This window comes from Nocardioides sp. Soil805 (genome assembly GCF_001429625.1).
Lineage (GTDB): Bacteria > Actinomycetota > Actinomycetes > Propionibacteriales > Nocardioidaceae > Nocardioides.
In genome coordinates, this window is the sequence record NZ_LMSU01000002.1 from 782,645 (window position 1) to 801,017 (window position 18,373).

An 18,373-nucleotide genomic window follows, 5' to 3' on the forward strand; every position below is an offset into this window, starting at 1 on the left:
GCCGCTGAAGTCCCACGCACCTGCGCGGAAGTCCGGGCTCGTGGGCACGTCTGGTCCTGCACTTCCACGCACGTGTTCGGAAGTCCACGCCGCTGGCGATATCCGGGTGCTCCGGCTCCGGGACTCGCCTAGGGTCGCGGCCGTGACCCTCGAGATCCGCGCCGTCGACCCGCACGACGAGATCGGGCTGCGGGCCTGGTGGGAGGTCGGCCACGCGGCCACGCGGGAGCGGCCGGGCACACCCTTCCCGGCCTGGGAGGTCAGCCGCACGGCCCTGCCCGCGGCCAACCCCGAGCGGGACACCACGCTGGTCGGCGCCTTCGACGGTGACGCGATGGTGGGAGCGGCGCTCGTCCTGGCCCCGCTGAAGGAGAACCTGCACACCTGCGGCTTCGACCTCTACGTGCTGCCCGCCCGGCGCCGGGCGGGGGTCGGCTCGCTGCTTCTCGCCGACGTCGAGGCGCGGGCATCGGCGCTCGGCCGCACCACGCTGCAGTGCGAGGCCTACGTCCCACCGGGACGGACGGGACCGGCCGAGCAGTTCGCGCTCGCCCGGGGGTACGCCGTCGCCAGCCGGGAGGGCTTCAAGGAGCTGGCCCTGGACGAGTACGCCGCACGGCGCACGACGCTCCTGGCCGACGTCGGGTCACGCGCCGACGACCACCGCATCGTCGTGTTCGACACGGTCTGCCCCAAGGAGCACGTCGAGTCCTTCGGCCGGCTGCTGGGGATGCTCATCTCCGAGATCCCGCTCGGCGCCCTCGACCTCGAGGACTCCGAGTGGACGCCGGAGCGGCTGCGCGCCGCCGAGGAGCGGCTCGTGTCGATCGGGCGGCACGTGCTCACCGCACTGGCGATCGCCCCCGACGGGTCGGTCGCCGGCTCCAGCGACGTCCGCGTCAACGACGCCGACCCGACCCACGGGCAGGTCGGGATCACGCTCGTGGACCCCGCCCACCGGGGCCGCCGGCTGGGGCTCGCCCTCAAGATCGCCACCCACGACCTCGTCCGCGCGACGTACCCGCAGTGCGTGTCAGTCGACACCTGCAACGCCGAGGTCAACACGCACATGAACGCGGTGAACGAGGCGCTGGGCTACCGCAGCATCGAGACCCTGCTGGAGCTGCAGAAGGTCCAGCCGGCGCGAGGTTGACGCGCGGTCCGGTTCAGAGCTTGCGCAGGCGCACGTACCGCACGGAGTGGTCGGAGTCCTTGCGCAGCACCAGGGTGGCGCGGGCGCGGGTGGGAGCGACGTTCTCGACGAGGTTGGGGCCGTTGATGGCGTCCCAGATGCGGCCGGCCTCGGCGCGGGCCTCGGTCTCGGAGAGCATGGCGTACTTGCGGAAGTAGGAGAGCGGGTCCTGGAACGCCGTCTCGCGCAGCCGCAGGAACCGCTCGACGTACCAGCGCTTGATGTCGCCGACGGCCGCGTCGACGTAGACCGAGAAGTCGAAGAAGTCGCTGACGGCCAGGCCGGCCTTGCCGTCGTCGCGGACCCGCGCGGGCTGCAGGACGTTGAGGCCCTCGATGATCACCACGTCGGGGCGCTTGACCACGACCTTCTCGCCGGGGACCACGTCGTAGACGAGGTGGGAGTAGATCGGCGCCTCGACCTCGTCCTTGCCGGACTTGATGTCCACGACGAAGCGCATCAGCGCCTTGCGGTCGTAGGACTCGGGGAAGCCCTTGCGGTGCAGGATGCCGCGCCGCTCGAGCTCGGCGTTGGGGTAGAGGAAGCCGTCGGTGGTGACCAGCGCGACGTTGGGGTGCTCGGGCCAGTGGGCGAGCATCTGCTGCAGCACGCGGGCGGTCGTCGACTTGCCGACGGCCACCGACCCGGCCAGCCCGATCACGAACGGCGTGCGCGGCGGCTGCTGGCGGTGGAGGAACTCCTCCTGCTCGCGGTGCAGGCGACCGGCCGAGGCGACGTACAGCGAGAGCAGGCGCGACAGCGGTAGGTAGACCTGCTCCACCTCGTGGAGGTCCAGCGCGTCGCCGAGGCCTCGGAGCCGGGCCACCTCAGCGGGGGAGAGGGGGTTCTCGGTCTCCTGGGCGAGCGCCGCCCACGCGGCCCGTTCGAGCTCGACGTAGGGAGAGGTCTCGTTGGCACCGGGGAGACCCTCCCGCTCAGCGGCACCGGCGGCGGACATGCGCAGGATTGTTGCACCGGCGTCGGGCCACGGGGGGACCGGCACGCTTGCGTAGACTCCCGCCCATGTGCGGAATCGTGGGCTACGTCGGTGACAAGCAGGCGCAGGGCGTCGTGATCGAGGGCCTGCGACGGCTGGAGTACCGGGGCTACGACTCCGCCGGCATCGCGCTCGTGGACACCGCCGAGGGTGAGGGCCGGATCGCCTCCGACAAGCGCGCCGGCAAGCTGGCCAACCTCGAGAAGGCCATCGACGAGAGGCCGCTGCCGGCCTCGACGACCGGCATCGGCCACACCCGCTGGGCCACCCACGGCGCGCCGAACGACGAGAACGCGCACCCGCACCTGGGCCGGGACCGCCGCGTCGCGGTCGTGCACAACGGCATCATCGAGAACTTCGCGTCGCTGCGCTCCGAGCTCGAGGCGGCGGGCCACGAGATGCTCTCGCAGACCGACACCGAGATCGCCGCGCACCTGCTCGAGCTCGAGGTGCAGGGCGGTGCCGACCTCACCACGGCCATGCAGAGCGTCTGCCGGCGCCTCGAGGGCGCCTTCACGCTGGTCGCGGTCGACGGGCAGGACCCCTCGCGCGTCGTGGCCGCCCGCCGCAACTCGCCGCTGGTGGTGGGCGTCGGCGAGGGGGAGAACTTCATCGGCTCCGACGTGGCCGCCTTCATCGAGCACACCCGCGAGGCCATGGAGCTCGGCCAGGACCAGGTCGTGACCATCACCCGCGAGGGCGTCGAGGTCACCGGCTTCGACGGCTCCCCGGCCGAGGGGCAGCGCTACCACGTCGACTGGGACCTGTCGGCCGCCGAGAAGGACGGCTACGACTGGTTCATGCGCAAGGAGATCTTCGAGCAGCCCCGCGCGGTCGCCGACGCGATGCTGGGCCGCCACGACGGCAGCGGCCGCCTCCAGCTCGACGAGGTGCGCCTGTCCGAGGACGAGCTGCGCACGGTGGACAAGATCATCATCGTCGGCTGCGGCACCGCCAACTACGCCGGGCTCGTCGCCAAGTACGCCATCGAGCACTGGACCCGGATCCCCTGCGAGGTGGAGCTCGCGCACGAGTTCCGCTACCGCGACCCGATCCTGACCCGCGACACCCTCGTGGTCGCCATGAGCCAGTCGGGGGAGACCGCCGACACGCTGATGGCCATCCGGCACGCCCGCGAGCAGGGCTCACGCGTGCTGGCCATCTGCAACACCAACGGCTCGACGATCCCCCGCGAGTCCGACGCGGTGATCTACACGCACGCCGGCCCGGAGATCGGCGTCGCGTCGACCAAGGGCTTCCTGACCCAGCTCATCGCCTGCTACCTCCTGGGGCTCTACCTCGCGCAGGTGCGGGGGATGAAGTTCGGCGACGAGATCTCGCAGATCCTCGACGAGCTCGCGCGGATGCCCGAGCACGTCCAGACCATGCTGGACCGTTCCGAGGACATCTACGCCCTGGCCGCCCAGCACGCCGAGACCCGCTCGGTGCTCTTCCTGGGCCGCCACGCGGGCTTCCCGATCGCCCTCGAGGGGGCGCTCAAGCTCAAGGAGCTGGCCTACATCCACGCGGAGGGCTTCGCCGCCGGCGAGCTCAAGCACGGTCCGATCGCCCTCATCGAGGACGGTCTGCCGGTCTTCTGCATCGTGCCTCCCCGCGGTCGCGACGAGCTGCACCAGAAGATGGTCAGCGCGATCCAGGAGATCCGGGCCCGCGGCGCGCACACCATCGTGCTGGCCGAGGAGGGCGACGAGTCGATCACGCCGTACGCCGACGTCCTGATCCGCCTGCCCAAGGTCCCCACCCTGCTCCAGCCGGTCGTGTCCGTCGTGCCCCTCCAGCTCTTCGCGTGCGAGCTCGCGACGCGGATGGGCCACGACGTGGACCAGCCGCGCAACCTCGCCAAGTCCGTCACGGTCGAATGACCACCGCATGATCGTCGGCGTCGGCATCGACGTGGTCGACCTCGACCGCTTCGAGGAGTCCCTGCAGCGCACCCCGGCCCTGCGCGCCCGGTTGTTCACGCCGGCCGAGGCGTCGCGGCCGCACGCGTCGCTGGCCGCCCGCTTCGCGGCCAAGGAAGCCATCGCCAAGGCGCTCGGGGCGCCGGTGGGCATGGCCTGGCACGACGCCGAGATCGTCTCGGAGGAGACCGGCCGGCCGCGCTTCGAGATCCGCGGGACGGTGCTCGCTCAGGCCGAGGCCCTCGGCGTCCGGCACGTCCACGTCTCGCTCTCGCACGATGCCGGGATCGCCTCGGCCGTGGTGGTCCTGGAGGGCTGAGGGGTCCCTCTGGCCGCTGGGCTAGGTTGACGTCATGGGCTTCCTGGACTCCGTCAAGAACGCGCTCAAGGGTGCTGTCACCGCCCCGCCGAGGACCGCGGCGCCGGAGCCCACCGGGGCCGTCGGGTCGCCGGAGCCCCCGGCCACGACGGAGCCGGGATCCGGCCCGCCGGCGCCGGTCTTCACGACGTACACCATCCTCACCGGAGACACGCTCGCCGACATCGGCGCCCGGCACGGGGTGACGCGCGACGAGCTCGCCCGCGTCAACGACATCGACGAGCCCGACCTGATCTTCCCGGGCCAGGAGCTCCGCATCCCGGTGGGCTGACCGCGCCGGCCGGTCCGCACCAGCCGCTAGCGTGGCGGCATGCGCCGTGCCCACACCGTCTCCCAGGTGCGTGACGCCGAGGCCGACCTCATGCGGACGCTGCCCGAGGGCACCCTCATGCAGCGCGCCGCCTCCGGTCTCGCCCACGCCGTCCTCGACCTGCTCGGCGGCGGCTACGGCCACCGGGTCCTGCTGCTGGTCGGCTCGGGGGACAACGGCGGTGACGCGCTGTACGCCGGGTGCGCGCTGCTGCGGCGCGGCGCCCGGGTCGAGGCGCTGCTGCTCGGCAGCAACCACCACGAGGAGGGACTGGTGGCCCTCCGGGCGGCCGGCGGGGGAGTGGTCGACGACGTCGCCGACGCGCACCGGCCCGACGTCGTGGTCGACGGCATCGTCGGCATCGGGGGTCGTGGCGGCCTGCGGCCCGCGGCGGTGGCCGCGTTGGACGCCGTCGCGGGGGTCCCCGTCGTGGCGGTCGACGTGCCCTCCGGCGTCGGCGTCGACACCGGCGAGCTCGAGGGACCGCACGTGGTCGCCGACCTCACCGTCACCTTCGGCACCCACAAGGTGGCCCACCTCGTCGGGCCCGCCGCCGGGGCGTGCGGCGTGGTGCACCTGGTCGAGCTGGGACTGGATCTGCCGACCGCCGCCGTCGAGGCGCTCCAGGCCGCCGACGTCGCCGCGCTGGTGCCCCGGCCGGCGCCGGACGACCACAAGTACTCCCGCGGCGTCGTCGGCGTCCGCGCCGGCTCCGACACCTACCCCGGGGCCGCGCTGCTGTGCGTCGCGGGCGCGGGCAGCGGACTGGTCGGCATGGTCCGCTACGTCGGCAGCGCGGCCGACCAGGTGCGGGCCTCGCACCCGGAGGTCGTCGGCGACGGCCGGGTGCAGGCCTGGGTCGTGGGCCCGGGTGGCGGCGACGAGGCCGAGGTGCAGCTGGCGGCGGCGCTCGCGGACGGCGTGCCCGTGCTCGTCGACGCCGACGGGCTGGCGCACGTGCGTCCCGGGCAGGCGGCGGTGCTCACCCCGCACGCCGGTGAGCTCGCCCGGATGCTGGGGATCGACCGGGAGACCGTCGAGGCCCGGCCGCTGGCCCACGCCCGCCTCGCTGCCGAGCGGTACGACGCCGTGCTGCTGCTGAAGGGCCGCCACACCCTCGTCGTGGCCCCCGACGGCCGGACCCGGGTCACCACCACCGGCCTGCCCTGGCTGGCCACGGCCGGCGCGGGCGACGTCCTGTCGGGGCTGATCGGCGCCCTGCTCGCCGCCGGTCTCGCTCCGTGGGACGCCGCCTCGGTCGGCTCGTGGCTCCACGGAGCCGCGGCCACGCTGGCGTCGGGCGGCGGACCGCTGGTCGCGGGGGACGTCGCCGCCGCTCTCCCGGCGGTGGTGCGGTCCCTCCGGTGACCCGTGCGGGCTGACGGATGGAAGAATCGCCGACATGCCCGCCCGTGCCGAGATCGTCGTCGACCTCGCGGCGATCCGTCACAACGTGCGCCGGCTCCGCGAGGTGGTGGGCCCGGACGTGGCGATGATGGCCGTGGTCAAGGCCGACGGCTACGGCCACGGGATGGTCCCCGTGGCCCGCGCCGCACGTGAGGCCGGCGCCGGGTGGCTGGGCGTCGCGACCATCGACGAGGCCCTGGCGCTGCGCGACGCCGGCGACACCGGGCGGGTGCTGTGCTGGCTCACCGTCCCCGGTGAGGACTACGCCGCCGCGGCGGCCGCGGACCTCGACGTCACGGCGTACTCCGTGGCCGCGCTCGAGGAGATGGTCGCCGCCGGCGTCGCCCGCGTGCAGCTCAAGGTCGACACCGGCCTCTCCCGCGGGGGCGCGGCCCGTGCCGACTGGCCGGCCCTCTTCGCCCGGGCCGCCGCGCTCGAGGAGGAGGGACGGACGCGGATCACCGGCGTCTGGTCGCACCTGGCCGCGAGCGACGATCCCGACCACCCCGCCAACGCCGCGCAGGAGGACGCCTTCCGCGACGCGCTCGCCCTGGCCGCGGAGGCGGGCCTGCGCCCCGAGGTGCGCCATCTCGCCAACTCCGCGGCGGCCGTCCTGCGGCCCGGCGCTCGCTACGACATGGTGCGCTGCGGCATCGCGGCGTACGGCCTCGATCCCGCTCCCGGCGTGACGCCCGACCTGGGCCTGCGCCCGGCGATGACCGTCCGCGCCGACCTCGCGATGGTCAAGCGCATCGCCGCCGGGGACGGCGTCTCCTACGGCCACACCTGGGTCGCCGAGCGCGACACGTCCGTCGGCGTCGTCCCGGTCGGGTACGGCGAGGGCGTGCCGCGCGCCGCCGGCAACCGGGTCGAGGTGTGGGCGGGCGGAGCGCGCCGGCCGGTGCGGGGACGGGTCTGCATGGACCAGGTCGTCGTCGACCTGGGAGACGACGAGCTGCGGGCCGGCGACGACGTCGTCCTGTTCGGCCCCGGTGACCGCGGCGAACCCACCGCGCTGGAGTGGGCCGAGGCGCTGGACACCATCAACTACGAGATCGTGACGCGGATCGGCGGACGCCTGACCCGCCGCCACGTGGACGGAGGAACGGCATGAGCGGCGTTCGGGGTGCCCTCGGGCGCCGGGTGATGGGAGCCGCCGCGGGGGCGGCCGGCCTGGCCGCGGCGGGCGCCGCCGTGGGCGTGGTCGCCCACCGCAACCGGGTGATCGCCCACCGGGGCCTCGGGGACCGTACGCCGTTCGGCTCGCTGCACTCCGCGCCGCTGCACGTGATCGCCGACGACGCCGTCGACCTGTACACCGAGGTCGACGAGCCCGACCCCACCCAGCACAGCCCGCTCGCCACCGGCGACATGACCGTCGTCTTCGTGCACGGCTACTCGATGAACCTCGACTGCTGGCACTTCCAGCGCGCCGGCTACCGCGGCCAGGTCCGCACCGTCTTCTACGACCAGCGCTCCCACGGCAAGTCCGCGCGCTCGTCGGAGGAGAACGCCACCATCGACCAGCTCGGCAAGGACCTGCTGCGGGTCATCGAGCAGACCGCGCCCGGCCCGGTCGTGCTCGTCGGGCACTCGATGGGCGGCATGAGCATCATCAGCCTCGCCCAGCAGCACCCCGAGCTCTTCGGCGACCGGATCGTCGGGGTGGCCCTGATCTCCACCACCGCCGGCGGCCTGGACCCCGGCCGGATCCTCTTCCCGATGCTGCCGATGGGCATGGGCGGTCGCGTCATGGGACGTGCCGTCCGCACCCTCGACCGCGGCCACCGGGTCGTCGACCTGGCCCGCAAGTGGGGTCACGCGATCGCCGACGTCGTCACGGACCGCTACGCCTTCGGCGACGACGTCCCCGGCCACTACGTCGAGTTCCTCTACGACATGCTCAACGCGACGCCCTTCGCGGTGGTCGCCGACTTCTACCCGGCCTTCGCGACCCTCGACCACTTCGACCACGTCGAGGTCCTCGGCAAGGTGCCGACCGCCGTCATCTGCGGGACCGACGACAAGATCACCAGCGTCGGGCACAGCCGCAAGCTGCACTCGCGCATCCCCGGGTCCAGCCTCCTGGAGTGCCAGGGTGCCGGCCACATGGTGATCCTCGAACGCCACGAGGACGTCAACGCCGAGCTCGACGACCTCATCTCGCTCGCGCTCGCCCGGATGGAGGCCTCGTGACCCTCGTCGTACGCCGCGTCGGCCCCGAGGCGACCACCCACGTTCTGGCCGTGGTGCGGGAGGCCTTCGGCGCCCGCCCGGTCCTCGACCCGCCCGCCGACGCGATGGCCGAGACGGCCGAGAGCGTCGCCGCGGAGCTGGCGGCGGACGGCGGCCTCCTCGCCACCCTGGACGGACGTCCGGTCGGCGCGCTGCTGTTCGCCCCGCGCCCCGACGCGCTCTACCTGCGCCGCTTCGGCGTCGTGCCCGACGCCCAGGGCCACGGGGTCGCGGCCGCGCTGGTCGAGGAGGCCGTGGCCGCCGCCGTCGGCCACGCCTGCCTCGGTGTGCTGGCCCGCGAGGAGCTGCCAGGGACGATCGGCTTCTGGGAGCGGCACGGCTTCCGCGAGGTCGACCGGCGCTCGCCGTACGTCGAGCTGCGCCGGGCCCTCCCCACGGCGTACGACGCCCCGGACGCCGACGCGATGCGTGAGCTGGGCACCCGCGTGGGCGCCGCCCTGGGGGCCGGCGACCTGGTCGTGCTGACGGGCGAGCTCGGGGCCGGCAAGACGACCTTCACCCAGGGGCTGGGGGAGGGGCTCGGGGTGCGCGGAGGCGTCACCTCGCCGACCTTCGTCATCGCCCGCGTCCACCCGTCGCTGGCCGATGGTCCGGACCTGGTCCACGTCGACGCCTACCGGCTCGGTGGCATCGCCGAGCTCGACGACCTCGACCTCGACACCTCGCTCGACACGGCCGTCACCGTCGTGGAGTGGGGGGCCGGGCTGGCCGAGGCCCTGGCCGAGCGGCGCCTCGACGTGACCATCACCCGGGCACTGGCCGACGAGGTGGGGGCCGACGGCCTCGACCCGCGTCGCGTCGAGCTGCGCCGGGTCCTCTGACCGACGTCGGTAACCTCGCACCGTGCTCCTCGCCTTCGACACCGCCACCCCCCTCGTCACCGCCGCCCTGCACGACGGTGAGGACGTGGTCGCCGAGCGCACCTCGACCCAGCCGATGAAGCACGGCGAGCAGCTCGCCCCGCTCATCGAGGCGCTGCTCCACGACCGCGGCCTGGTCCGCCAGGACCTCACCGCCATCGCCGTCGGCGTCGGTCCCGGGCCGTTCACGGGCCTCCGGGTCGGGCTGGTCACCGCCCGCACGCTCGCGCTGGCCCTCGAGCTCCCGGTGTACGGCGTCTGCACCCTCGACGTGCTGGCGATCGAGGCGGTGGACACGGGCGCGGTCCACGAGGACTTCGTGGTCGCCACCGACGCCCGTCGCAAGGAGGTCTACCTCGCGTCGTACGACGCCGACGGCGCCCGCCTCGTCGGACCCGACGTCCTCAAGCCGGCCGACGCCGCCACCGCGGCTCCCGTGGTCGGCGAGGGCGCCCTGCTCTACCCGGAGGCCTTCCCGCACGCCGTCGGGCCCGCCCGGCCCAGCGCCGGCTGGCTGGCCCGCGTGGTGGCCGAGGAGCGCGCGGAGCTCCTCGACCCCGAGCCGCTCTACCTGCGTCGACCCGACGCGGTCGTCAACGCCGCCCGCAAGCAGGTGCTGGCCGACGACCCCTCGCGGGGGCCCGCCCGGTGACCCGACCGGCGATCCGTCAGGCGTCCGCGGCGGACGTCCCCGCCGTCGCCGCCCTCGAGCGTGACGTGTTCGGCCCCGACGCCTGGGACGAGCCGGCCGTGCTGGCCGAGCTCGAGGGGCCGGGCCGCCGGTTCGTCGTGGCCGCGGGACCGGCCGGGGAGCTGGCCGGCTACGCCGTGTCGATGACCCTCGGCGACATCGTCGACCTGCAGCGGATCGCCGTGCACCCCTCGTCGCGGCGCAGCGGGCTGGCCACCGCCCTGCTCGAGGACCTCCTCGCCCACCCCGGGCCGGCCGACCGGATGTTGCTGGAGGTCAGCGAGCGCAACCAGTCGGCGCTCGCGTTCTACGCCGCGCACGGCTTCAGCCGCATCGACGTGCGGCCCCGCTACTACCGCGACGGGGCGGACGCACTGGTCCTGCACCGAGCCCTCACCCCGCCGCGGGACCCGTCGGGGACAATGGCGCCATGAGTGACGCACCCCTCGTGCTCGGCATCGAGACCTCCTGCGACGAGACGGGGGTCGGCATCGTCCGTGGCCACACCCTGCTCGCCGATGCCGTCGCCAGCAGCGTGGACGAGCACGCCCGCTTCGGTGGCGTGGTGCCCGAGGTGGCGAGCCGGGCCCACCTCGAGGCCATGGTGCCCACCATCGAGCGCGCCTGCGAGACCGCCGGCGTCGCGCTGCGCGACGTCGACGCCATCGCGGTCACCAGCGGCCCGGGGCTGGCCGGTGCGCTGCTGGTCGGCGTCGCGAGCGCCAAGGCCCTCGCGCTGGGTCTCGGCAAGCCGCTGTACGGCGTCAACCACCTCGCCGCGCACGTCGCCGTCGACCAGCTCGAGCACGGCCCGCTGCCGGAGCCCTGCCTGGCCATGCTGGTCTCGGGCGGCCACTCCAGCCTGCTCCGCGTCGAGGATGTGACCACGGGCGTCGAGCCGTTGGGCGCCACCATCGACGACGCCGCCGGCGAGGCGTTCGACAAGGTCGCGCGCCTCCTCGGGCTGCCGTTCCCCGGCGGGCCGCACATCGACCGGGCGGCGGCCAGCGGCAACAGCGTCGCCATCGACTTCCCGCGCGGGCTCACCGGACGCCGCGACATGGAGCGGCACCGCTTCGACTTCTCCTTCAGCGGCCTCAAGACCGCCGTCGCCCGCTGGGTGGAGACCCAGCAGCGCGCCGGGGCCACCATCGACGTCCACGACGTCGCCGCGTCCTTCCAGGAGGCGGTGTGCGACGTGCTGACCCGCAAGGCCATCGACGCGGCCACCAGCCAGGGGATCGAGGACATCCTCATCGGTGGCGGGGTGGCGGCCAACAGCCGGCTGCGCGCCATGGCGGAGGAGCGCGCCGCGGCGCAGGGGATCCGGGTGCGCGTGCCGCGGCCCGGCCTGTGCACCGACAACGGCGCGATGGTGGCGGCCCTGGGGGCCGAGCTCGTGCAGAGAGGTCGAGCGCCGTCGGCGCTCGACCTCCCTGCAGACTCGTCGCAGCCCATCACCACCGTGGTGGCCTGAGGGCCGCGGACCTCAGTCCAGCACGCCCGTGCCGGCCGACTCGTCGCCGAGCCAGTCCTGCTCGTAGACCAGTGCGTCGCGCTGCTCGCTGCGCTCGTCGTTCTTCTTGCCGCCGCGCCCGCCGGAGGCGGAACCGTTGCTGCCGCGGCGGAACAGGCCCCTGCCCTTGCCCTGGCCGGCTGCCTTGGCGGCGTTCTTGGCTGTGCCCTTCGTGGTGCCCTTCGAGCCCGTGGTCGAGCCCTTGCCGGCGGCCGAGGCGCCGGACCTGCCCGCGGCACCGCGTGAGGTGGCGCCCTTGATGCCGCCCGCCTTGGTGCCCGAGCGGCTGCCGGCACCGGCCGCGGTGCGTGAGGCACCCTTGGCGCCCGCCGCGCCCCGGGAACCCCCCACGGAGGAGCCGCGGGAAGCGCTGCCGGTCGACCGGGCGCCGGCGGCCGAGCCCCGGCTCAGCGAGCCCGGGCCGGAGGAACGCGTCGTCGCGCCGATGCCCTTGACACCCGCGCTGCGCAGCTGGGGTGCGGGAGCGGCACCGCGCAGGCCGGCCGCACCGGCCGCGCCGCCGGCGACACCGCCGGCAGCCATGCCGGCGCTGCCGAGGCCGCCACCACCGCTGCCGCCCGGGGCGCTCGGCGTGTAGCCGCCGGGCGAGGAGCCCGGCGAGTAGTCGAAGCCTCCGTCGGTGCCGCCGACCACGTTGGTGCCCGGGTGGAACGTGGGCACGTGGGGCGGGTGGTTGGTGGGGGGAAGGGTCGTGATCGGCGGCTGCGGTTCCCGGATCTCAGGATCGCGGATCTCGGGGTCGCGGATCTCCGGGTCGCGGATCTCCGGGTCCCGGATCTCGGGGTCCCGGATCTCCGGGTCGCGGACCTCGGGGTCGCGGATGTCGGGGACGTCCGGGTTACGGGTCGGGGTGCCGGGGGTCCCAGGGGGAACCACGGGACTGCTGGGCGGGGTGCTGCCGCCCGGGGTCGTGGGGGAGTCCACCGGGTCGGGCTCGCCGTGGATCTCCTTCATGACCTGCGCCTGGGCCTCGTACTCCTTGTCCATGGCCTGGAGCGCCTTGTGCGCGTTGTCCTCGTACATCTGCTCGTTCTGCAGGTACTGGGTCATCTGCGAGTTGTACTGCCCCATCGCGGTCGACTGCGCCTCGGTGGGCTGCTGGCCCGGCAGCGGGCCCTCGGGCTTGGTCGGCGGCTGGTTCATCGGGCTCGACAGCTGGATGCCGTTGCGCGCCGCGATGGCCTGGTAGGCCGCGCCCTGGGCGGCCCCGAGGGCCCCAGAGCCCTTGCGCAGGTCATCGGCGGCGAGATGGAGCTTCTCGCTGATCTCGTTGAACTTGGCGACCATCGCCGCGCCCGCCTGGCCCTCGATCTCGCTGTCGATCGTCCGGCCGTGCGAGCGGAGGCCGTCGGCGAGGTCGTCGACCACGGTCGCCCGGGTGCTCCAGTTGTTGGAGGCCTGGGAGATCGACTCGTCGTCGGCGCTGGCGAGGACCGCCTGGAGGCGGTCGCGGTAGTAGCGGCTGACCATCAGTCGTCACGTCCTGTGGTGTCGGCCGGGCCTTGGGCCGGCGGGGTGCGGCGGTCGCCGTCCATCTGGTCGACGGCCAGCTCGGTGCGGTGCAGCAGGGCCAGGGCGGCGGCCTCGGAGTCCGCGTCCTTGGCGCTGATCTCCTTGTCGAAGTCCTGCATGGCCTGCATCGTGGCCGCGATGCCGGACACCGCCTCGATGAGGGTGTTCTGCAGCGCGAGGTGGGCCTTGGTGGTGTGGGTGCCCAGGTACTGGGCGCTCCCAGCCGACCCGAACCAGGCGTCCTTGACGGGGCGCAGCTGGTTGGGCGCCAGCTCGTCGGGGGACGTCTCCAGGATCGCGACGATGCTGTTGATGACGTCCGGTGGGACCTTGACCGAGCTCAGCGTGCTGCGAACGCCGCTGATGCCGCCGACATCGGCTAGCAGGACCATGGTGTGCCTCCCCTTGGCTCCATGTGGTGGTGGACAGATGCGAGTGTGGGCGGCTCGCGCCGCGTCACGCTCGTTCCCCGCGGTGGCGGACCCCAAACCCCGGGGTCCGCACATTCGCGACATAGTGTGCCCGGCAACGATGACCTCGTCCCCTCGGAAGGCGAAATCAGTGACACCACGCGTGGGCCCAGCGGCAGCAGCAGCGGTTCTCTCCCTCGTCCTCGCCGGGTGCGCTGGTGACACGGACGAGACGCCCGAGGCGTCGAGCTCCGAGTCGGGTACGCCGGAGTCGTCACCGAGCGCTGGCGAGTCGCCGTCCGAGACCGAGTCCGACTCAACCCCTGCCGTCGCTCCCGCGGCCGGGCCCGCGCTCGCGATCGACGGGGTGCGGCTCCGGGCCCCGATCACGTGGTCGCAGGTGCCGGACAAGCTGTCCTTCCGGCAGGCCGCCTTCCCCCCGTTCCACGAGTCCTACGTCTCGGTCTTCCGCTTCCCCAACCTCAGCGGAGCCACCCTGGACGTGCTGGGAGACGCGTCCTTGAAGAACAAGGACTGGACGCCCCGGGCCCAGCGCCTCGAGGACCAGGTCATCGACGACCAACCGGTCTACCACCTCGCCGGACCGCGGAGGGACGGCGCCCACCGGGAGACGTTCGGGACCGTCCTGGACGACGCCGAGCTCCAGGTGACCTTCGAGTTCACCGAGGACGAGCCCCCGGCCTACCGCGACGACGTGATCGCCAGCGTGCTGGAGACGGTCGACTTCGGCGAGGCGTCCGTCGAGCTGCCCGAGCCCGGCTCCGTCGCCCCGGCGCCCGCGCGCGGTCCGGTCATCAAGATCCCCGCGGCCCGGCTGCGCATCCCGGTCTACTGGGAGGCGACGGACTTCCCACTCCCCACGCTGACGGGCGCCTTCCCGCGGGGCGTGCTCGGCACCTCGATCAGCCTGGCCACGACTCCCCAGGGCGACGTCGCCGACCTGGAGGAGCTGGGAGACGCGTCGGTGACGGCGAAGGGCTGGAGGTCCCGCGCGACCCGGCTCGACGACGTCGTCATCGACGACCAGCCGACCGTCCACGTGGCCGGTGACGTCGCTCCCGGCACGTACGTCGAGAGGTTCGCCCTGCTCGTGGACGGCGAGCGCCTCGACGTGACGTTCACCTTCGCCAACGACGAGAAGCCGGCCTACCGCGACGAGATCGTGGCCAGCGTCCTGCCCACGATCCGCCTCGCCGGCTGATCCTCAGCGCCCCGTCAGCCGACGAGGTGCGTGGGGAACCGGTACTCGGTGCTCATCTGGGCGGGGGCCGGACCGACGACCCGCTCGACACGCCCGTCGATGGTGGCGCGGACGACGTACTGCTCGTTGCGCTGCGTGACGGTCGCGAGCAGCGTCGTGGCGTCCTCCCAGACGACGTCGCTGACGGCGGCCGCGGACCGGACGTCGTTGCCGCTCACGAAGTCGACCACCGGCTCGCCCGTGGTCGCGTCGAGGATGCCGACGCTGGGAGATCCCAGGCTGTCCGAGTAGTCGGCGAGCCCGACGATGAAGCGACCGTCGGGGCTGAAGTCGCCGAGCTGGTGGTCGCACGTCTCCCACTCGAGGTCCTGGTCCGCGGAGAGCGGGTCCAGGACGGCCGAGCAGGAGTCGTCGCCGGTGTACTCCGTCTGCCCGGCGACCAGGCCGGTCACCGAGGACGCGCTCACGACGCGGTTGAAGCCGCCGAACTCGGTCATGGTGCCGTCGGCGGCGACCACTCGATAGGACAGCTGCCCGGTGTCCGGGTCGTTCGCCTCGACGACGACGGAGTCGTCCGAGACGTAGCCGAGCGGCCGGTGGACCGCCTCCTCGCTGGTGCGGGTGGCGACGTCGGTGTACGTGTAGTCCGCGACCCGGGGCAGCGCCGTGGTGAGCAGCGTCCACCGCCCCGCTCCGTCGTACTGGGTGAACGCCACGCGCCCGCCGTCCTCGCGCACCGCGAGTCCGCGGGCCGGTCCGCCTGCCCCGTCGGTGACCCGGAAGTCGCCGTCCAGCATTTCGACCGTGATGCCGATGTCGGGCGCTCCTTGCGCCAGGGCGACCCAGCCCCCGTCCCCGTCCGGGACGATCTGGAGGTAGGCCTCGGGGAGGTCGTAGGTCGCAGCGGGGGTGACGAGCTGCTTGGCGTCGACGACGAGGTACGGGACCCGCGGGGCCGCGCCCTCCGGGGCCGAGCGCGGGTCGAGGGGCACCGGCTCGGGGATCGGGGTGATCGTCTCCGCCGGCTGGAGGTCGAGTCCCCGGCCGTCGCCGGTGGGGAGCAGGGACAGCGGGACCACCACCGCGGCGATGACGGCGGCGGCCGCCACGCCCGCGACCGCGGTACGGCGGCGGCGGATCGAGGTGGCGCGGCCGCGGACGGCGAGCAGGTCGAGCGGGGTGTCGTGGAGGGCGTCGGCGCGCCGCTGCAGGGTCTCGCCGAGCTGGCGGGCCAGGTCCTGGTCGTGGGTCATCGCTCCTCCTCCCGGAGCTCGGTGTGGCGGGGGTCGAGGCTGCGGGGTGCGCGGGCGCGCAACCCGGCCAGCGCGCGGCTGGCCTGGGACTTCACGGTGCCGGGGGAGATGCCCATGACGTCGGCGATCTCGGCCTCGGAGAGGTCCTCGTAGTAGCGCAGCACCAGCACGGTGCGCTGCTTGGGCGGCAGGGTCTGCAGGTAGGACCACAGCGCGGCGCCGAGGCCGTCGTCGTGCTCGTCGTGGACGGGCTGCTCGGGCATGTCGTCGGTGCTGTGCTCGCGGCGCTTCCACGCCCGGCGCCACAGCGAGTTGTGCTCGTTGACCATGATCCGCCGGACGTAGCCGTCCAGCGCCCCACGGTCGCGGACCTTGTCCCACGACAGGTAGAGCTTGGCCAGCGCCGTCTGGAGCAGGTCCTCGGCCGCTGCGCGCTCGCCGGTCAGGAGGTACGCCGTGCGCAGCAGGGCCGCCTGGCGCGCGGCCATGTAGGAGGAGAACTCCTCGTCCCTGCTGGTCTGCCTGCTGCTCTGGGGCACTGCATCTCCCGTGACGACACCCGGTGCACTGATCACCGACTCACCTCCCCATCCAATCGTGTGCCGCCCCTCGCATGTGCGGCACGTGGTGAGGACGCCGCCGGGGGGAGGCGGGTTGCATCCGGTTTGGCAGGATGGCGAGGCTCGCCCCACACCACACCGCACCGACACACCAGGAGTGCACATGCAGCAGGTCAAGGCCGTCGTCGCGAAGGCCGAGGGAGCGCCCGTCGAGGTGGTCACCATCAACGTGCCCGACCCGGGTCCGGGCGAGGCGCTGGTGAAGGTGCAGGCCTGCGGGGTCTGCCACACCGACCTCCACTACCGCGAGGGCGGGATCAACGACGACTTCCCGTTCCTGCTCGGCCACGAGGCGGCCGGCGTCGTCGAGGCGGTGGGCGACGACGTCACGGACCTGGCGCCGGGCGACTTCGTGGTCCTCAACTGGCGCGCGGTGTGCGGCAGCTGCCGGGCGTGCGAGCGCGGCGAGCCGTGGTACTGCTTCGCCACACACAACGGCACCCAGAAGATGACGCTGGAGGACGGCACCGAGCTGACCGCCGCCCTGGGCATCGGCTCGTTCGCGGAGAAGACCCTCGTCGCGGCCGGCCAGTGCACCAAGGTCGACCCCGAGGCCCGCCCGGCCGCCGTCGGCCTGCTGGGCTGCGGCGTGATGGCCGGCCTCGGTGCCGCCATCAACACCGGCAACGTGACCCGCGGAAAGTCCGTCGCGGTCATCGGCTGCGGCGGCGTCGGCATGGCCGCCATCGCCGGCTCCGCCCTGGCCGGAGCCTCGACGATCATCGCCGTCGACATCGACGACACCAAGCTCGGCTGGGCGCGCGACATGGGCGCCACCCACACGGTCAACTCGAAGGAGTCCGAGCCGGTCGAGGCCATCCAGGCTCTCACCGGGGGACACGGCGCCGACGTCGTGATCGACGCGGTCGGACGTCCCGAGACGTGGAAGCAGGCGTTCTACGCCCGCGACCTGGCCGGCACGGTCGTGCTGGTCGGCGTACCGACGCCGGACATGGTGGTCCCCGACATCCCGCTCATCGACGTCTTCGGTCGCGGCGGGTCGCTCAAGTCCAGCTGGTACGGCGACTGCCTGCCGTCGCGCGACTTCCCGATGCTCGTCGACCTCTACCGGCAGGGTCGGCTCGACCTGGACGCCTTCGTCACCGAGGAGATCTCCATCGACGACGTCGAGGCGGCCTTCGACAAGATGCACGGCGGTGCCGTGCTGCGCTCGGTGGTGGTGTTCTGATGGGCGGCCTGCGGGTGGACCACGCGGTCGTGTCGGGCACCTTCTCCCTCGACGGAGAGGTGCACGAGGTCGACAACAACATCTGGGTGGTCGGTGACGACGAGGAGTGCGTGGTGATCGACGCGCCCCACGACGTCGACGCGATCCTCGACGTCGTCGGCGGGCGGCAGGTCAAGGCGATCCTGCTGACCCACGCCCACGACGACCACTGCCGGGTCGCCCCCGAGCTGCGACAGCGGGTGAGCGCGCCGATCCTGCTGCACCCCGACGACCGGCCGCTGTGGGAGCTGACCCACACCGACGAGCTGTGGGACGTCGACATCGAGGACGGCCAGTCGATCAAGGTGGCGGGCGCCTCGCTCAAGGTCCTGCACACGCCCGGCCACGCGCCCGGTGCGGTCTGCGTCTACGTCCACGACCTCGACTGCGTCTTCACCGGCGACACCCTCTTCCAGGGTGGTCCCGGTGCGACCGGCCGCTCCTACAGCGACGGCGACCTGATCAAGGACTCCATCCGCAGCCAGCTCTTCCGGCTGCCCGACGAGACGGTCGTGCACACCGGCCACGGCGACGACACCACCATCGCCGCCGAGCGCGAGGCGCTCAGCTGATACAG

At 73.4% G+C, this 18,373-nt stretch carries 19 protein-coding genes; 14 read left to right on the forward strand and 5 right to left on the reverse strand.

Annotated elements, in window-relative coordinates; genetic code table 11:
- The first annotated feature begins 142 nt into the window (after nucleotides 1-142).
- On the forward strand, nucleotides 143-1,153 hold the full coding sequence (locus ASG94_RS14260; protein ID WP_056927079.1) for a GNAT family N-acetyltransferase: 1,011 nt from the start codon (nucleotides 143-145) through the stop codon (nucleotides 1,151-1,153).
- Between the two features lie 13 nt (nucleotides 1,154-1,166).
- On the opposite strand, the gene coaA is transcribed toward ASG94_RS14260, so the two are convergent.
- Nucleotides 1,167-2,150 carry a type I pantothenate kinase gene (gene coaA / locus ASG94_RS14265; protein ID WP_056927080.1) on the reverse strand — a complete coding sequence of 328 codons (984 nt, stop codon included), beginning with the start codon at nucleotides 2,148-2,150 and terminating at the stop codon, nucleotides 1,167-1,169.
- A 65-nt stretch (nucleotides 2,151-2,215) separates the two neighbouring features.
- Between coaA and glmS the strand changes: the two genes are divergently transcribed.
- Genes glmS through tsaD form a run of 10 tightly spaced genes read left to right on the forward strand, consistent with a single transcriptional unit; the run spans nucleotide 2,216 to nucleotide 11,491 of the window.
- Nucleotides 2,216-4,072: a glutamine--fructose-6-phosphate transaminase (isomerizing) gene (glmS, locus tag ASG94_RS14270; RefSeq protein ID WP_056927081.1), complete on the forward strand. Its 1,857-nt coding sequence runs from the start codon at nucleotides 2,216-2,218 to the stop codon at nucleotides 4,070-4,072.
- Between the two features lie 7 nt (nucleotides 4,073-4,079).
- Nucleotides 4,080-4,430 (forward strand): holo-ACP synthase, encoded by a 351-nt coding sequence (locus ASG94_RS14275; protein ID WP_056927082.1) that lies wholly within the window; start codon nucleotides 4,080-4,082, stop codon nucleotides 4,428-4,430.
- Nucleotides 4,431-4,464: 34 nt separating this feature from the next.
- Nucleotides 4,465-4,761 (forward strand): LysM peptidoglycan-binding domain-containing protein, encoded by a 297-nt coding sequence (locus ASG94_RS14280; RefSeq protein ID WP_056927083.1) that lies wholly within the window; start codon nucleotides 4,465-4,467, stop codon nucleotides 4,759-4,761.
- Nucleotides 4,762-4,800: 39 nt separating this feature from the next.
- Complete coding sequence (locus tag ASG94_RS14285; protein WP_056927084.1) at nucleotides 4,801-6,168, forward strand: bifunctional ADP-dependent NAD(P)H-hydrate dehydratase/NAD(P)H-hydrate epimerase; 1,368 nt, start codon at nucleotides 4,801-4,803, stop codon at nucleotides 6,166-6,168.
- A 34-nt stretch (nucleotides 6,169-6,202) separates the two neighbouring features.
- Complete coding sequence (gene alr / locus ASG94_RS14290; RefSeq protein ID WP_056927085.1) at nucleotides 6,203-7,321, forward strand: alanine racemase; 1,119 nt, start codon at nucleotides 6,203-6,205, stop codon at nucleotides 7,319-7,321.
- Nucleotides 7,318-8,403: an alpha/beta fold hydrolase gene (locus ASG94_RS14295; RefSeq protein WP_056927086.1), complete on the forward strand. Its 1,086-nt coding sequence runs from the start codon at nucleotides 7,318-7,320 to the stop codon at nucleotides 8,401-8,403. The genes alr and ASG94_RS14295 overlap by 4 nt, the downstream gene beginning before the upstream one ends.
- Nucleotides 8,400-9,284: a tRNA (adenosine(37)-N6)-threonylcarbamoyltransferase complex ATPase subunit type 1 TsaE gene (tsaE, locus tag ASG94_RS21355; RefSeq protein WP_156411584.1), complete on the forward strand. Its 885-nt coding sequence runs from the start codon at nucleotides 8,400-8,402 to the stop codon at nucleotides 9,282-9,284. The genes ASG94_RS14295 and tsaE overlap by 4 nt, the downstream gene beginning before the upstream one ends.
- A 22-nt stretch (nucleotides 9,285-9,306) precedes the next feature.
- Nucleotides 9,307-9,975, forward strand: coding sequence for a tRNA (adenosine(37)-N6)-threonylcarbamoyltransferase complex dimerization subunit type 1 TsaB (gene tsaB, locus ASG94_RS14305; protein WP_056927087.1), 669 nt, complete (start codon nucleotides 9,307-9,309; stop codon nucleotides 9,973-9,975).
- Nucleotides 9,972-10,448 carry a GNAT family N-acetyltransferase gene (locus ASG94_RS14310; protein ID WP_082624187.1) on the forward strand — a complete coding sequence of 159 codons (477 nt, stop codon included), beginning with the start codon at nucleotides 9,972-9,974 and terminating at the stop codon, nucleotides 10,446-10,448. The genes tsaB and ASG94_RS14310 overlap by 4 nt, the downstream gene beginning before the upstream one ends.
- A complete protein-coding gene (gene tsaD / locus ASG94_RS14315; RefSeq protein WP_056927088.1) occupies nucleotides 10,445-11,491 on the forward strand; it encodes a tRNA (adenosine(37)-N6)-threonylcarbamoyltransferase complex transferase subunit TsaD in 1,047 nt (348 codons plus the stop codon). Before ASG94_RS14310 ends, tsaD begins: the two co-directional genes overlap by 4 nt.
- Nucleotides 11,492-11,503: 12 nt before the next feature.
- Here tsaD and ASG94_RS14320 read toward each other — a convergent pair whose 3' ends face one another.
- The gene (locus ASG94_RS14320) at nucleotides 11,504-13,021 is read right to left on the reverse strand and encodes a hypothetical protein (RefSeq protein WP_056927089.1); all 1,518 of its coding nucleotides are present in this window, start codon (nucleotides 13,019-13,021) and stop codon (nucleotides 11,504-11,506) included.
- Nucleotides 13,021-13,455 carry a hypothetical protein gene (locus ASG94_RS14325; protein ID WP_056927090.1) on the reverse strand — a complete coding sequence of 145 codons (435 nt, stop codon included), beginning with the start codon at nucleotides 13,453-13,455 and terminating at the stop codon, nucleotides 13,021-13,023. Before ASG94_RS14325 ends, ASG94_RS14320 begins: the two co-directional genes overlap by 1 nt.
- Nucleotides 13,456-13,873: 418 nt before the next feature.
- Between ASG94_RS14325 and ASG94_RS14330 the strand changes: the two genes are divergently transcribed.
- Nucleotides 13,874-14,695 carry a hypothetical protein gene (locus ASG94_RS14330; protein WP_156411585.1) on the forward strand — a complete coding sequence of 274 codons (822 nt, stop codon included), beginning with the start codon at nucleotides 13,874-13,876 and terminating at the stop codon, nucleotides 14,693-14,695.
- A gap of 14 nt (nucleotides 14,696-14,709) precedes the next feature.
- Here the strand turns inward: ASG94_RS14330 and ASG94_RS14335 are convergent, their stop codons facing one another.
- Together ASG94_RS14335 and ASG94_RS14340 are read right to left on the reverse strand one after the other, a co-directional pair.
- Nucleotides 14,710-15,948 carry a hypothetical protein gene (locus ASG94_RS14335; protein ID WP_056927092.1) on the reverse strand — a complete coding sequence of 413 codons (1,239 nt, stop codon included), beginning with the start codon at nucleotides 15,946-15,948 and terminating at the stop codon, nucleotides 14,710-14,712.
- On the reverse strand, nucleotides 15,945-16,487 hold the full coding sequence (locus ASG94_RS14340; RefSeq protein ID WP_235537277.1) for a SigE family RNA polymerase sigma factor: 543 nt from the start codon (nucleotides 16,485-16,487) through the stop codon (nucleotides 15,945-15,947). The genes ASG94_RS14335 and ASG94_RS14340 overlap by 4 nt, the downstream gene beginning before the upstream one ends.
- A 184-nt stretch (nucleotides 16,488-16,671) precedes the next feature.
- On the opposite strand from ASG94_RS14340, the gene ASG94_RS14345 reads away from it, so the two are divergent.
- Nucleotides 16,672-17,757: an S-(hydroxymethyl)mycothiol dehydrogenase gene (locus ASG94_RS14345; protein WP_056927093.1), complete on the forward strand. Its 1,086-nt coding sequence runs from the start codon at nucleotides 16,672-16,674 to the stop codon at nucleotides 17,755-17,757.
- Nucleotides 17,757-18,368 carry an MBL fold metallo-hydrolase gene (locus ASG94_RS14350; protein WP_056927094.1) on the forward strand — a complete coding sequence of 204 codons (612 nt, stop codon included), beginning with the start codon at nucleotides 17,757-17,759 and terminating at the stop codon, nucleotides 18,366-18,368. The genes ASG94_RS14345 and ASG94_RS14350 overlap by 1 nt, the downstream gene beginning before the upstream one ends.
- Nucleotides 18,369-18,373: the final 5 nt, after the last annotated feature.